The organism is Evansella clarkii, assembly GCF_002019695.1.
In the GTDB taxonomy this organism is placed as follows: domain Bacteria; phylum Bacillota; class Bacilli; order Bacillales; family Salisediminibacteriaceae; genus Evansella; species Evansella clarkii.
In genome coordinates, this window is sequence record NZ_KV917376.1 from 1,191,413 (window position 1) to 1,207,016 (window position 15,604).

At 41.8% G+C, this 15,604-nt stretch carries 14 protein-coding genes and 1 riboswitch; of the genes, 10 read left to right on the forward strand and 4 right to left on the reverse strand.

Annotated features, from left to right (window positions below; genetic code table 11):
* Entirely contained in the window at positions 1–759 is a 759-nt protein-coding gene (locus BK582_RS05640) for a GDSL-type esterase/lipase family protein (RefSeq protein ID WP_244895345.1), read from the forward strand.
* Positions 760–811: 52 nt separating this feature from the next.
* Here the strand turns inward: BK582_RS05640 and BK582_RS05645 are convergent, their stop codons facing one another.
* Positions 812–1,726 (reverse strand): mechanosensitive ion channel domain-containing protein, encoded by a 915-nt coding sequence (locus BK582_RS05645; protein ID WP_177344634.1) that lies wholly within the window; start codon positions 1,724–1,726, stop codon positions 812–814.
* A 184-nt stretch (positions 1,727–1,910) separates the two neighbouring features.
* On the opposite strand from BK582_RS05645, the gene BK582_RS28015 reads away from it, so the two are divergent.
* From BK582_RS28015 to BK582_RS05665, 5 genes are all read left to right on the forward strand, one after another.
* Complete coding sequence (locus BK582_RS28015) at positions 1,911–2,039, forward strand: hypothetical protein (RefSeq protein WP_269148983.1); 129 nt, start codon at positions 1,911–1,913, stop codon at positions 2,037–2,039.
* 108 nt (positions 2,040–2,147) lie between these two features.
* Positions 2,148–3,806, forward strand: coding sequence for a glutathione ABC transporter substrate-binding protein (locus tag BK582_RS05650; RefSeq protein WP_078593370.1), 1,659 nt, complete (start codon positions 2,148–2,150; stop codon positions 3,804–3,806).
* A gap of 401 nt (positions 3,807–4,207) precedes the next feature.
* A complete protein-coding gene (locus BK582_RS05655; RefSeq protein ID WP_078593371.1) occupies positions 4,208–5,827 on the forward strand; it encodes a glutathione ABC transporter substrate-binding protein in 1,620 nt (539 codons plus the stop codon).
* A gap of 61 nt (positions 5,828–5,888) precedes the next feature.
* On the forward strand, positions 5,889–6,302 hold the full coding sequence (locus tag BK582_RS05660) for a hypothetical protein (protein ID WP_169910854.1): 414 nt from the start codon (positions 5,889–5,891) through the stop codon (positions 6,300–6,302).
* A gap of 119 nt (positions 6,303–6,421) precedes the next feature.
* Positions 6,422–7,273 carry an MBL fold metallo-hydrolase gene (locus BK582_RS05665; protein ID WP_078597814.1) on the forward strand — a complete coding sequence of 284 codons (852 nt, stop codon included), beginning with the start codon at positions 6,422–6,424 and terminating at the stop codon, positions 7,271–7,273.
* Positions 7,274–7,332: 59 nt separating this feature from the next.
* Here BK582_RS05665 and BK582_RS05670 read toward each other — a convergent pair whose 3' ends face one another.
* The 3 genes from BK582_RS05670 to BK582_RS05680 form a co-directional block, all read right to left on the reverse strand.
* Positions 7,333–8,322, reverse strand: coding sequence for a hypothetical protein (locus BK582_RS05670; protein ID WP_218190705.1), 990 nt, complete (start codon positions 8,320–8,322; stop codon positions 7,333–7,335).
* A gap of 311 nt (positions 8,323–8,633) precedes the next feature.
* Positions 8,634–10,286 carry a M20/M25/M40 family metallo-hydrolase gene (locus tag BK582_RS05675; protein WP_078593374.1) on the reverse strand — a complete coding sequence of 551 codons (1,653 nt, stop codon included), beginning with the start codon at positions 10,284–10,286 and terminating at the stop codon, positions 8,634–8,636.
* A gap of 173 nt (positions 10,287–10,459) precedes the next feature.
* Positions 10,460–11,161, reverse strand: coding sequence for a hypothetical protein (locus BK582_RS05680; RefSeq protein WP_078593375.1), 702 nt, complete (start codon positions 11,159–11,161; stop codon positions 10,460–10,462).
* A 37-nt stretch (positions 11,162–11,198) separates the two neighbouring features.
* Positions 11,199–11,282: riboswitch (cyclic di-GMP riboswitch) on the reverse strand.
* 356 nt (positions 11,283–11,638) lie between these two features.
* Here BK582_RS05680 and BK582_RS05685 point away from each other — a divergent pair.
* From BK582_RS05685 to BK582_RS05700, 4 genes are all read left to right on the forward strand, one after another.
* Entirely contained in the window at positions 11,639–12,391 is a 753-nt protein-coding gene (locus BK582_RS05685) for a MerR family transcriptional regulator (protein WP_078593376.1), read from the forward strand.
* Between the two features lie 217 nt (positions 12,392–12,608).
* A complete protein-coding gene (locus BK582_RS05690) occupies positions 12,609–12,947 on the forward strand; it encodes an ASCH domain-containing protein (RefSeq protein WP_078593377.1) in 339 nt (112 codons plus the stop codon).
* A gap of 285 nt (positions 12,948–13,232) precedes the next feature.
* Positions 13,233–15,152 carry a 5'-nucleotidase C-terminal domain-containing protein gene (locus tag BK582_RS05695; protein WP_078593378.1) on the forward strand — a complete coding sequence of 640 codons (1,920 nt, stop codon included), beginning with the start codon at positions 13,233–13,235 and terminating at the stop codon, positions 15,150–15,152.
* Between the two features lie 137 nt (positions 15,153–15,289).
* Positions 15,290–15,559, forward strand: a complete 270-nt coding sequence (locus tag BK582_RS05700) for a hypothetical protein (RefSeq protein WP_078593379.1) — start codon at positions 15,290–15,292, stop codon at positions 15,557–15,559.
* Positions 15,560–15,604 lie beyond the last annotated feature (45 nt).

Here is a 15,604-nt window from a genome sequence, read left to right on the forward strand (position 1 = left end):
ATGATGCGAGGAATATTTAAAACTTTTATCTTAATGTTAATTGTCTCTCTCTTTTTCGCAACAGATGCTTTTGCCAAGAGTGACCAGGCAAAAAATTCACTTGTGGCACTTGGAGACTCCATCCCCTTTGGGTACAATCTGGGGGAAAATAACAATGCTGCTCCGTACCGGGAAGCCTATCCTTACATAGTAGGAAAGGAAGCAGATATGAGGGTGAGAAATCTTGGTGTACCAGGGTGGAGAACCGATCAACTGCTTGTCGCCCTGGAAACAGACCAGAAGTTCCGGCAGGCTGTAAGGCATGCTGATTATATTACCCTCAGTATTGGAAATAATGATCTGCTGCAGGCATTGGCGGTGGCCCAGCGATTGAGCGGAGGAGATTCGGGGTTATTTTTATATTATCTGAACGACGAAATTGAGAAAAGTAATATTTTTTACAATTTAGAGGAAATTGTCGGCGAAGTGCGAAGCCTTACCAGCGCCCCAATAGTTTTTTATAATATTTACAACCCATTCCAGACTTCCGATCCGCTTCATAGTGTAGGAGGTTTAGTCCTTCCTGGAATTAACCAAATGCTGGACGTCCAGGCGATATACCTAAATAGAGAGTATGGAGATGTGGTTGTGGTTGATGCTTTCACAGCATTCGGCAACAACCAGGCCGAATATGTGATAGCCGGTGACATTCATCCTACCCTTGCAGGCCAGAGAGTGCTCGCAGAAGCAGGGCTGCAGGCAATATCATTATTTAAATAATAGCAGCAGGGGAAATAAAGCGGAAGGGAAAAAACTGAGTCCGTAATCTAACTCAGTTTTTTCCCTTATAGTCTTTTAGGTGAACATTAACGGGCGGGGCTTCAACTACCTCAAACGTGGCGGATGCAAGATTAACTTTGTCTGAATGAGCTTCAAAATCCTGAAGTATTTCTGTGAAAAGCTGGTCTTTAATAATCCTTCTGAATTTATATTCAACGACATACCGTAACGTGAATTCAGCCCAGTTGTCGTTTACTGCCAGAGTCACCATAGGTCTGGTAGTTGCATTTTCGATCCTGAACTTTCGAACCATGGTGTCCCAGTGCTGCTGAGTTTCTTCTGCATAGTTACCTACTGTATTCTCCGCTGCCTGGTTTATAATATGACGGGCCAGTTTGTAATCACTTCCGAATTTCACAGGGATTTTAATTTCGTCCCACAAAAACGGAAAATCGGTAGAATAATTATAAACAGGCTTCTGAAAAACAAAGCTGTTTGCTACCTTCACAATTCTTCCGTTATATAAGTCGCCATCTACCCACTGGCCCGTTTCCATGATGGTCGTTCTTAAGATACCAAGATCAATGACATCTCCTGTAACTCCGCCAAGTTCGACACGGTCGCCGCTTTTAAACATTCCCCCTGCTAAGATAGTAAGCCATCCTGCGATACTGATAATTACTTCTCTCAGGGAAAAAGCAATTCCTGCGCTCGCCATCCCGAGAACAACAGTAATGCCTCCAATCATATCACTGTAAAGGACAGCTAAAAAAATCACCGCTGTAATGTATCCTAATATATTAACTGCCTTTCTTGCTCTGTACCAGTTTTCCTGTTCTTTTATGTAACGATGGATACTCTTTCTTATAAGCCGGATGGCAATCGTAATGATTATTAAGCCTGCCAGCGCCACAAGGAAATTAGCCAGAGTTGTGTTAGTTATAAGAGTATCAAGTGATTCATCCATAAAAATCATCCTTTTAGAACATTTGATTGTCTCTAACCTTTACCCTTGCTGTAAACTGCATAATCAGAGGGAAAGTTATTTTCCGTTCGGGATTACCGAAAATACAATGGCTAAAATATGGAATTTTCTATTTAACTATAATGTTTAAAAAACAGATAATTTTCTGTTAAATACTTTACATCCTGTGAAATTTATAGTAGGTTTGTATGTAATGTCTGTGGTACTTGTCCGTTTTTATGAAATCGTTATAGGTACACAGTATTCCAGTTCTCCTGCTTCAAGGTTAGTTGTTTTCTTACATACTAAAGAATAATTTACAAGGAAAGTATTTTAAGAGAGTAAATTAATGGAAACTAAATTTTCAGAAAAAACTGTACTTTGTGGGCGGGGGCAAAATAATCTTTAGTCAGAGGAGGATTCTATGTTTAAAAGTAAGACATTAAAAGCAGGTATTTTTTCGGCAGCATTAACAGTTGTTCTTGCCGGATGTGCCCAGGAACCGGATGAAGGGGCAGTGGGTAACGCAAATAACGACGGTGGAACCAATGATAACGCCGCTAACGGGGAAGATGCAAATAATGATGGTGATGAGGCAGCAGGTGGAGGCGAAGGCGGAGACCTTGTTATTGCCACACTTTCTGACGCTAATATGCTCGACCCTCATTCAGCAAGTGATATTCCTTCAGGACAGGCAAACTCTAATATTTTCGAAACGTTAACGAAATACGATACGGATATGGAGCTTGAACCTCTCCTTGCGGAAGAATGGGAAGCCGTTGAAGAAGATGTATGGGAATTCAAATTAGTCGAGGGAGTTACTTTCCATGACGGCTCAGAATTTAACGCGGATGTAGTTAAAATGAATATTGAGCGAATTTTAGACCCGGAGCTTGCATCTCCAAGGGCTATTCTTGTTGATATCATCGATGAAGTTATTGTAGTGGATGATCATACTGTTCAATTCAGAACGGAAGATCCTTTCGCTCCATTGCCGGCGCACCTGGCTCACTATTCTATTAGTATGATCAGCCCGGAAGTAATTGAGGAAGATTATGCAAGAGTGGAAGACGGAGATCAGTACGGCCAGTATGTTAACGAAAACCCAATCGGAACAGGAGCTTTCAAATTTGAGAGCTGGGATACAGGCGATCAGCTTGTAATGTTAAAAAATGAAGACTACTGGGGAGAGCCAGCTCACCTTGATAGTGTAACTTTAAAAGTTGTTCCTGAGGATTTAACTCGTGTAGGTGAACTGGAAACAGGAGCAGCTCATGTAATCGATCCACTAACACCGAGCGATATGTCCCAGGTGGAAAACAGTGAAGGCATCGAAGTATACCAGCGAAGTGCCGCAAGTATTACTTACATGGGCTTTAACATGGAGAAAGAACCGTTTGATGATGAAAGGGTAAGAAGAGCAGTAGCTCTTGCTCTCGACAGGGAGTCCATGGTAGAGGGTATTCTAGAAGGTACTGGTGTAAGAGCAGTAGGGCCGATTAATGATACTCAGTTTGGGTTTAGTGAAAATGTAGATGCTGTTGAGCAGGACTATGATGAAGCAAGAGAGCTGCTTGCTGAAGCTGGTTACGAAGACGGCTTCGACACTGTCATCTGGACTAATGACAGCAGAGAACGACAGGATATTGCCGAGCTGGCGCAGGCTGACTTAGCGCAAATTGGAATTAACGCAGAAATAAATGTAGTAGAGTGGGGAGCATATCTTGATGCAACCGGTGCAGGGGACCATGATATCTTTATTCTTGGTTTATCCCTTGGTACAGGAGATGCTGACTATCCGCTCCACATGCTCTTCCATTCTGAGAACGCCGGCCCTCAGGGTAACCGTTCGTTCATGCAAGATGAGGAGTTTGACCAAATGCTTCATGAAGCAAGAATTGAGCAGGATGAAGATACTCGTTTAGCACTTTATGAAGATATCGTAAACTATCTGAACGAGCAGTCCCCAATGGCCTTCCTTTATCACCCGGATCATATCATGGGTGTTGCTGATAATGTAGAAGGCTTCTGGGCAGACCCATCCGGCCTGTACCAGTTGAAAGACATTCAGCTGAATAACTAATTAAGCGTGGAACGCCGGGAAGGAGGATTATCCTTCCCGGTGTTTTTTATGTTTAGCAGATAGGGTATGAATATCATATTCAGTTAGTGATAAGGGAAAGTAAATGTATAAACTATGCATAAAAACGTAGGGATATAATAATTTCAATTTATAAAAATAAAGTATTTAGTATAAAAATTAATAAAAACCCTTTACATAAGTTTATTAATATAGTAATTTATAAGTGTGTTACTAATATTAATTCATATATTTGAATAATGTTAGCGTGATATAAATAATAAAGTTTAGTATTTTTCACTCGTTATTGCATTTTTTATACATAAATTATGCAGTCTGAATCTATAAGTAAACTTAATTAAAGAATAAAAATAGAAATATCATTAGTGAGGAGCAAATTGACAATGGTTAAAAGTAAATTATTAGAAGCAGGATTATTTTCAGCAGCAGTAACTATAGGGCTGGCAGGATGTGCAAGCGAACCAGAAGAAGGAGCAACAGCAGAGGGGAACCTTAACACAGGTACAGACAATAATGTTAACCAGGACGATGCAGAAGGAGATAACTTAATTATTGGAGTGCAGTCGGACATAAGTCTTATCGACCCTCACTCTGCAAGTGATATTCCTTCCGGTCAGGTTAACTCGAGTATTTATGAAACTCTTGTAAAATACGATACAAACATGGAACTCGAGCCCCTGCTTGCAGAAGAGTGGGAAGCAGTGGAAGATAATGTATGGGAGTTAAAGCTCAGAGAAGATGTTAACTTCCACGACGGAAGCGAGTTTACAGCTGACGTGGTAAAAATGAATATTGAACGTATTTTGGATGAGGATGTCGCATCTCCAAGGGCGATTCTAGTTAATGTGATTGAAGAAGTTAATGTCGTAGATGACCATACAGTACAGTTTGTTACCGAGGTGCCTTTTGCGCCGCTTCCAGCCCATCTGGCTCATTATTCAATCGGAATGATCAGTCCGGAAGCTATTAAGGCAGACTATGAAGTAATGGAAGACGGAGAGCGCCCAGGCTCTTACATCAGCGAACACCCGTCTGGAACAGGGGCCTTCACTTTTGTCAGCTGGGACAGCGGCGACAAAATAGTACTCCAGAAAAATGAAGACTACTGGGGTGAAAATGCAAAGGTAGATACGGTTACACTGAAAGTAGTTCCGGAAGACCTGACGCGTATTGGTGAATTGGAAACCGGGGCTGTGCATATAGTTGATCCGGTCAGCCCAAGCGACATGTCCCATCTTGAAAATACGGAAGGCATTGGCGTGTATGAGAGAAACGCTGCAAGCATGTCATATTTAGGCTTTAATATGGAAAAAGAACCATTCGATGACCCGAAAGTCAGGAGAGCTGTCTCTATGGCTCTTAACAGAGAGGCAATGGTCGACGGTATTTTAGAAGGCTCCGGTGAAACAGCTGCAGGACCTGTGAATAATACAAACTTTGGATATAGTGAAAATATCGAGCCGGTTCAGCAGGATTTTGAAGCGGCGAAACAGCTTCTTGCAGAAGCAGGTTACGAAGATGGTTTTGAAACAGAAATCTGGACGAATGACAGCCGGGAGCGCCAGGATATCGCTGAGCTTGCCCAGGCTGACTTAGCGCAAATTGGTATTGAGGCAAGTATACAAGTAGTGGAGTGGGGTACTTACCTCGATGCTGTTGACAGTGGAGAACCGCCAATGCATATCCTTGGTTTATCACTTGGAACTGGTGATGCAGACTACCCAATGCATATGCTCTTCCATTCGGAAAACGTAGGTTTAGGAAACGCCTCCTTCATGAAAGATGAGGAGTTTGACGAAATGCTTTACGAAGCAAGGGTTGAACAGGACGAAGATACAAGGTTAGCAATGTATGAAGAGATTACAGAATACTTGCTTGAGACAGCTCCGGCAGCATTCCTTTACCACCCGCAGCATATAATGGGTGTCAGCGACAGTGTGGGAGGGTTCTGGGCGGATCCGTCAGGTTTGTATCAGCTTAAAGAAATTTCCCTGAACAACTAAAATAGTTTAAATAAGTTATATGCCAGGTATGGATTAATAAATCCATGCCTGGCTATTTTTTATGGCTGAAGTCATAAGTAAAGGGGAGGATAATTTGGCGAGATGGGTAGCTTTTCTTGCTGGCGCTTTATATATAGACTTTCTATTCCACAGCGGGTACGCCCACGGTTTTGGATTCGAGGCAACGACCATGGCAGGGAGGCTGGGAGCGCTCTTTTTTGTTCTGATTGTAACACTGCTTGTTTATTATATCTCTTATAAATTCTTCCCTCCTTCATTTTTTCATGGTGTTATCTTTGCTTCCGGTTTTTTCGCGAGCTTCGATATTATAGTCATTCACTGGGTATTTCAGCTCCACCGCCTCACATACGGGCCAGAAGTCGTTGTACTGGAACCTCTTCTCGTAATAGCTGGTATAGCTATGATCATTTTTTCTGTGAAACGGGAGAAGAATTTGCAGGAAAGTGCACAATGATAGAAACGGTTGAATAGTCAGGGGTAATTTTGAACATTTCATTTAAAGTGTACATGGGGCTGGTTTACAGAGAAGTAAAACAGTGTAAACCTTACGTAAAGCAGAAAGGAGCTGTGAAAATGTCCGATAAGCCAACTGACAGGATTGTACCTATGACTTCCGTGGCGAGCGGCGCAGGCCATGCCGTATTGCCGGATGTTTATTTTCTCCCGGTTCAAATAGTGAACATCAGCTTTATTGGTGCAGCAGGCAGTAAGGATTGGATTCTCGTAGATGCAGGAGTACCCAAGTCCGGGAAAAAAATAATAGAAGAAGCAGAGGAGAGGTTTGGAAATGATAATCCTCCGAAGGCAATAATTCTCACCCATGGGCATTTTGATCATGTGGGGGCTATTGATGATCTCCTGGAAAAATGGCAAGTGTCCGTTTACGCTCATAAATATGAATTGCCGTATTTAACAGGAAAGGAAAGTTATCCGGAACCAGACCCTACAGTAGAAGGGGGAGGTGTGGCAAAAATATCAAAGTATTTCCCGAATGAGCCAATCGATATTAGTGGAAGCGTGGAGCCTCTGCCAGAAGATGGTTCCATGCCTTTTCTGCCTGACTGGGAATGGGTGCACACACCAGGACATACGAAAGGGCATATCTCCTTATTCAGGCCATCAGATAAAGTGCTTATCGCAGGGGACGCTTTCGTAAATGTACGGCAGGATTCCATATACAAGGTAATCACCCAGCAAAGGGAGATTAACGGGCCCCCAACCTATTTTACCCCTGACTGGGAGTCAGCCCGGGAATCTGTAAAAATACTGAATGAGCTGAAGCCTGAAGCTGCTATTACTGGTCATGGCTGGCCGTTGGTCGGAGAGGAGCTCACAGGGGGGCTTGAAAAGCTGGCAAATGATTTCGATAAAATAGCGGTGCCCGAAAAAGGTAAATATGTAGATAAAGATAAAAAGAGAGATTAATAATGTGTAATGTTAGAATAGCAGGCCGGCAATATAACGGCCTGCTTATTTATTGCTCCTTAAATTGTCCATCTGTCCACTGCAATACCTGTTAAATACCATTCCCCATCAAGTTTTTCAAAGGCAAGTATAAGAGCCGCCCAATTCAAATCTTCCTCTTCCTCAGAGACATAGTATTCCATAAAGTCAGCATCCGGGTATACCTCTTCCACGTTTACAATAGTGTTCCCCCGGCTTTCCACTTCGTTATAATTTACTTCCTCAGCTGACCGGGAAAAATCCCGAATGTAGATATATTCCTCGTAGTATTCTGCCGGTGTAAGCTCAATAGGGTGGCCGCTGCCGTCCTGGGTTCCCCAAATATATTCTTCCTCATCCTCCATGAGGTTCCGGACTTCTTCCCTGGAAAAGACAAGATGTTCTTCTGTATCAACATGTCCGTAAGGTGAAAAGCGAACTCCCTTTTCCGGGTGGACATGTGTCGCGACAGTGCCGAAGTCTTCATTCTCCAGCCCCGTTACTACAGAATCAGCCTTTTCCTGAATTTGTTCGTAATCCGAATCCCCATTTGCATCATTTCCGCCTTCTTCATTATAAGCATGGTCTTCGCTATTGTCGCCGCTCTCAGAATCCTCCTGCCGTCCCTGGGCTTCTTCGAGCTCCTCTTTCACAGAGGCAAGCTCATTTCTTTTCTGAGAAAGCTCTTCTTCTAATTCATTTAACTCATTTTGCACAGCCTGCAGCTCTTCTTCCGTACTCTCTTTGTCTTCTTCAACAGCGTTCAGCTCCTCTTCCTTCTCGTTGATACGCTGTTCCAGTTCCTGCAGCTCTTCTTCTTTTGCCCTCAGTTCCTCCCGCTTTTCACTCAGTTCTTCTGTTACTTCATCCAGCTCTTCTTCAGCTGCATTTAAATTCTCGCGTGTTTGGTTATTTTCCTGATTCGTATCATTGGTCCCGTCCTCGTCAGCCTGGTTATTACCGGCGGCACATGCGCTTAACAACAGTATGGCTGTTAAACAGATCGCAGCGATCCTGACTGGTTTTTTCATTAGGGCCACGCCCGTTACCTCCTTTAAAAAAATTTACAAATGATTACCCCTCAATTAACGGACTGTTACAACTCCTTTTCCCATATGATATTCTGTAAAACTGGGAATGGATCTTATCATTTATAGGGAATGTGATTATTGCGTATCCTTATTCCGCTATCTAGTTAATTTTCATGTTTTTTGAAGTTTTTAGGATCCTGGTTCCGTTATCGCTTTAGCATACGCTGATATCTAAGGAAAAAACAAACAGACCAAATCCCAGGATTTGGTCCGTTAGTGCTGTTATATATATTTCTGCTGCACGGACAATATTAATCTTTTAAAAGATCCTGTATGACGTGATTCGTCAATGCAGGCACTATCTCTAAAGAGTACTTAAGTTCCATACGCTCATATTGTTTGTGGGCATCCATCCCGTATGGCCCAATATTAATCACCGGGACATTAATGTCCCGGATATCCTGGTAATTCACATAATGTTTCGTTCCCCAGGCAGGGTTATTTGAGGACACAGCAGAAAGCCCTTCTTCGTCATCGCTTAACGCGACGAAGCTCATATCTGAAATATATGGGAAGAAGCTTTTCGTGACAATCTTATGCTCGTATTCAGGCTGCATTGTTTCCACTGCATTTTCAAGTGCTTTAATTAATCTTTCTTCTTTATCATTTTTCCCGGTAACTTCAATTCTCGGCGAGTAGAGGGAAGAATAGAACATTATTATTGCAGGGTCTTTATCAGGCATCCATTTCCACGCTTCTTCGACTACTTTTGCTGCATACATTCTCGTATCAAGCGTTGCATCCAGCATCAGCTGTTCTTTAAATTGTTTCATATGAATGGTGTAACTTTCTCCGTGCTCTTCAGTTAAAAGCTTATCCATCTCTTCATATGTCATGACTCTCGATTTCCATGGCACTTCTGTATACGGCTGCCCGCTTGCTTTACTGAAAGCTTCGTACTTTTCTCTGTAATCCGCCAATGCATTACTGAATGCTGTTTCAGCCTGTTTCCGGAGTTTCTCCAATACTTCCTTTGGCGACCATGAGTGTATGAAAAAATTATAGTAAACGTATGCGGACAGGGCTGTTTGTACTGTATAAGCAGGCTTTAAATCTGTCTGTTTCAGCGAGACAGGCGGGACAGTCGTCTCTCCATATGCTTCATTGCATAGTTCCGGATTGTAGCTGATCTGCTTTGTAAGCTCAGCAGCGATAAAATTAGGGTCAATCCCTTCAAAACACGAACCTACATGAGTTTCCGCACCGGTTATATAAAAAGAAGGTAAGAGTTTACCAACGGTGCCTTTATAAATATAGCGGTTTTCGTCTCCTTCGTATCTCGGGGAGACAAAGTCAGCATTAATGGCCGCAATGTAGTCAAAGCTTTCCTGTTCCTTTAATGATTTAAGTTCCTTCAAAGCGGATAAGATACCGTGGGAGCTGTCTTCCTCGTCACATTCGATGACGACGACAAGGTTACCTTCGAGCTCATCAGGATGCTCTGAATAGTATTTTAATAGATATAAGTGGCTGGCGATCCCGCTTTTCATATCGAGGACGCCTCTGCCGAATAAATATTCCCCTGAATGGAGGTGGTCAGCTGCTTCGGCGGGAAGCTCCTCTTCTTTTAAGGCTTCCATTAATTCATCAGGGTTGCATGCTTTATCCTTTAACTGGTTAAAATCTTCAACACCGACAGTATCCATATGGCCCATTAAAATGATTGCCTTATCACTTTCCTTTTTCGTACCCTTCACATAAGCAATCACATTATATCGTTCCAATTCGTCTGCTATCGTCTGCTGTTTTATAATTTGACCGGGATGTTCCTGAAAATACGGGAACGAAGATATTAACGTATGTACAGCCTGGCTGATTTCCTTTTCTCCATCTGTATTTACTACACTTTCTATATTTACGAGTTGTTTTGTATAAAATAAAACATCGTTACGGCAGTTAAGCATTATATAAATCTCCTTTACCTGGCTAATGTGATAAAACACTATTAATAGGACTATTATATAAGATTTTTTTGGGGATAGTAAGAAGGGAGAGTTAAAAAATGTAACTCTTAAAGTACTTCATAAAAAGAAAACTAGTACTCACTCTTAAAAAGTGAGTACTAGTTATTCAATAGTTATGGTCTTGATATTACATACGTGTATTTTACCCCGTCAATTGTAATAGATTCATTTTTTGAATGCTGATTTTGACTAAGTGAACCAGATACATCGCTTTGATAAAGCTCTTCAGTACCATTATCATATTGAGCAAATAAGTCATAAGTGACATTATAACCTGTTATATTTCCCCTAGGGTTTCTTGTTTCCGTTACTACAAAATTCTTAGCAACAAAACCTGTAAGAGCTGCCACTGCTTCACTTTCTTTAAACTCCTGTTCTACAGAGTCATTACCAACAAAGGAAACATGGCTTTTACCAGCCTGCATAACAACGCTTGCTGTAATTTCATATGTTCCTGGAACTAAGCCTGTGAAAGAAGCTTCAGATACATAAAAGTCTGCCAGCTCTTCAGATCCCTCTTCTAGAGGAAGTGTAACAAGGTTAGTTTCCCCTTCTTCTAATGTACCTTTGTCACTGGAATCTTCTTCAGATCCTAATTCTTTAAAACTCCATTTAACATCATAGCTGGAACCCTTCTTTTTTGTAACAGCTTCCAATTCAACACTCTCACCTTCATAAACTACTTCTACTAGTTCTGTAACTTGAAGACTGACATCAGCTTCTTTCTCTTTTGGTGCTGGACCTTTGGCTAATGCTCCTCCCGCGATTGAGAACAATAATACACCAGTTAATAGCGCTGCCCCTAGTTTTTTCATCTCTCATTTCTCCTCTTAGATAAAAGTATTTTATAAAACCTAAGAGGGCCGGTTACACTAGTGGCTCCGTATTGCCCAAGTGTCCAGATAAAGGCAATACTTCATAGCTTCCCCTTTAACAGAGGGCCGGTTACACTACCAGTTCCATATAACCCAAGTGTCCAGGTAAAGGTTATACTTCATCACTTCCCGTGAAAACGTACAGTTCATCCTGTCCTTCTTGTGGCCACAATTATGTAAGGAGTACTGTATAAATTGTTTATAATTAGGGATAAGAGAAAAAGGTATAAAATTCCTTCGACACTTTAAGACGGCGATTTTATGATTTAGCAGATTTTTGTAAGTGATGAAAACCAGGAAAAAACAGAATTAATTAGTCGAAAAAGATAGCTGGAAATTATTCAATTATATTTAAATTTTATATTGACCATCACGTAACGTGATGCCTTATATTTACATCAGAAGGGAGGCAAACAGGTGAACTATAAAGTAAAAGAAGTTGCCGATCTGGTTGGAATCAGCATCAGAACGCTTCACCATTATGATGAAATCGGACTGCTGTCGCCTGCAAAGATCACCGAAGCAGGCTACAGACTCTATTCGGAGGAAGACCTGGAAATACTGCAGCAGATCTTGTTTTTTAAAGAGCTAGGTTTCTCGTTGAAAAAAATTAAAGAGATTATCAATAGCCCGAATTTCAACAGGGAGGAGGCATTACTGCAGCAAAGGAAGTTTCTTCAGGAGAAACAGCAGAGGCTTGAAAAAATGATTGAGACTCTGGATAAAACGATTAAATATACGAGAGGGGAAATTAATATGTCCGACAGGGAAAAATTTGAAGGCTTTGACTTCAGCAAGAACCCTTACGAACAGGAAGCAAGAGAAAAGTGGGGAGATAAAGCGGTTGACCATGCAAATGAAAAACTGGAAAAGCTTACAGTTGAAGGGAAAAAAGCGCTTGGCAATGAGGCGGACGAAATATACAAAAAACTGGCTGCTTTAAAGGATAAAGTAAGCCCTGCGTCCCCTGAGGCCCAGACAGCCATAAAAGAATGGTTCGATTATCTGAACATTAATTTCGGAAACTATTCCCTGCAAGCATTTAAAGGACTTGGGCAAATGTACGTGGCGGATGAGCGTTTCACGAGGAACATTGACCAGTATGGTGAGGGCCTTGCAGAGTTTATGTGTAAGGCGATGGAGCTTTTTGCAGATAGTAATTCACGCTAATGATTAAACTCCCCATAACAGCGGCAACGGTATGGAGCTGGTGACCTGGTTTTGTCTACATGGAAATGAAACTTTCTTCTCTGTAAACAATCCACTGTCGAAAAAGCTTCACAAAAAATATTAAATTTGAAAAATAAATATTGTATGCTTATAGAGAAAGTAATTTTCACAAAACGGGTAAGGGTTAATATAATCAGAAATATGGGGAGGAAACAACATGTCACAAAATGAGCAATTACCGCCAAAAACGTGTGAAATAGACCGGATGATCACGAAGCCGGAAGATATTCAGAAAGTACTTGCAGGGAAGAAGACGGCGACAAGGCGAAATGGCAGGTATGCAGATCCAGGGGAAATCATGCTGCTTGAGGGAAAGGCTTTTCAGGTAGACCGGGTTTATCAGGAAACTTTAGGAGATCAAACAGATGAAACGGCCAGGCAGGAAGGCTTTGAAAATCTTGATCAATATAAAGAAGCAATTCTGTCTATCCACCCTGGTATGAAGTGGAAACCGGCCATGAAGGTATGGGTTCATGAATTCAACGCTGTAGACTGATTATATAACTTAAAATTTTATAATACCTTCCAGATGGTTTAACTGGAGGGTATTATTTTTGTTTAAGCAGTCTAAAGATAAGACGATGAAAAAATAGTCCCTGGAATTTTCCATATTTTAAGCAAATACTAAGCTTATTACTACTAATCCTTCTCATATAAAGATATAAGATTTAGGTCTTTAGATTTTATTTAATTATTCGAAAGTTGTGAGTTCCTCCTCTTTCCCAAACGGAACACCCACTCTATACTTTAGTTGTCCAAAAAACCTATGGGAGGTTCTGTAATGTTAAAAAGTATCGCTGCAAAAAAGTTTACAGCTCTTTTTCTAATTCTATCTTTAGCTTTAACCCCCGCACTGCCAGGTCCCGGAACGGACAGCGTAAGTGCAAAAGGCCAGGACAACAAGAATGTTACACAGGCAGAATTAATTAAATCTTTAGTTGAAATGCTGGATATGGATTTTGATAGCCCCGCAGACTTGTCAGACTACATACAGGCTGCTCAAAGAGTAAATATACTGGAGGAAGATGAAGCAGGAGATTTTGCTCCAAATGAAAAAATTACACGGGAACAAGCTTATATTTTTCTGATAAGAGCTTTGAACCTTGCGGATAGTTATGACACTTCCGTACTTAGCCAGTTTAATGACCACCGCGCTGTCAGCGACACTGCTGAAGAGTCGCTCGCAGCAGCAGCTGAACTAGGATTTATAGAAGGAAAGGTTATCCGCCCCAATGCCCCGTTAAAACAAAAGGATCTTGAAAATATTATTAACCACTATGAAACTGCGATAGAGAAAATTGCTATTGTGCATACGAATGACCTCCATGGGCGTGTCCTTTATAATGAGGCCGCAGGAGAGATGGGTTTTGCCAAAATAGCGACTATCGCTGAAAATGTGAGAGCAAATTATGAAAATACGCTGGTATTTGATATGGGAGACACCTTCCATGGAACGAACTATGTTAATTTCAATAGAGGAAAGTCAGCTATTGACGCAATGAATGAGATTGGTTACGATGCGATGGTGCCTGGAAACCATGATTTTAACTATGGCCAGGACAGGCTCCTTGAAATAGCTGAAGAAGTAGATTTTCCGATTGTAGCGGCAAATGTGCTGAAAGAAGGCGGAGAATTTTTGCCGCCGTATGAAATTATCGAAAGCGGAAGCAAGCAAATCGCTTTGATTGGCATGGTTGCAACAAACACTCCTGTCAGCACCCATCCTGACGGTGTCAGAGGTTTGTTATTTGAAGATGAAGTGGAGTATACGCAGATGTATGTTGATATGCTGGAAGATGAAGTGGACCACATCATTGTTTTATCTCATTCAGGCTACTATACAGAAGCAAATATAGCGGCTGAAGTGGATGGTGTTGACCTTGTTTTAGGCGGACACAGCCATACGACAATTGAAGTGCCTGAGCTTATTGGTGAGACATATGTCAGCCAGGCATATGAACATGGAAAAGCTGTTGGATTTACGACAATGCTTTTCTATGAAGACGAACTTATTGGGATTAATGGTCATTTAAAGAGAGATCGTGCGGAACTTAGTGAGCATCCTGAAATAGCCGATGTATTGGCTCCTTACAAGCAGGAAGTGGAGGAAGCGCTTCAGCAGGTAATCGGAAGTGTTGATGTTTACCTTGAGGGCGCAAGGGAGAAGGTCCGGGTACAGGAGACCAACTTAGGTAACCTTGTTTCCGATGCCCAGCGTGAGTACCTTGGTACGGAAATTGCGTTTACAAACGGAGGGAATATCCGGGCAAGCATTGAACCAGGTGAAGTAAAGGCGGAAGACATTTATACCGTACTCCCGTTTGAAAATACCCTTGTAAAATTAGAGCTTACAGGCGATCAGATTAAACGGAGCCTGGAGCACAGTGTCAGGTCGTACCCAAGCCAGAACGGGGGATTCCTCCAGGTCTCAGGTATGAGGTTTGCTTTTGACCCGTCTAAACCTGCCGGGGAGCGTGTAACAGAGGTCACGGTGGGCGGCGAACCGCTGGATCTTGACAGGGTGTATACAGTCGCCACAAATGATTTTCTTGCAGCTGGCGGTGATGGTTATACTATGTTCCAGGAAGGAACATTCATAGCTGATACTGGCGAACTGCTGAGTACAGTGATGATGGACTATATTGCTGCAGGTAAACCTATCCCGGAGGCAGATGGAAGGATTACTATCTTAAACCAATAAAATGTTTTGGTCCCGCAAAAACATGCGGGGCCTTTTTTGATTTCTTTTATACTAAAAGCTTCCGGTTACTGTTTGTTTGTATTATGAAAACTCCGGGAAATAGTTTTATATACAAACCAGAAAGAGGTGTAATAGAAATGGCAGACAACAGAAATGAAAATGTACACCGTAAAGAGGAACCTGACAGAACAGGCTCAACCTTTATTAAATATTTCTTTATTGCTGTGATAACGATTGCCATCCTCTGGTTCCTTGCCTCGTATATACTCCCTATGTTTACAGGGGATGGCGGTGGTGGAGATGTGAATAACGGGACTGACAACAATGACAGCAATCTGGAAATAGATATAGACGGTGACCTGAATATGGATGGTAATGAAGGTAATGGGGATGACGGAAATGGATAAGGAAGAATGTGAAATATATAAACAGTAAAAAAAAGCGCCCGGAGA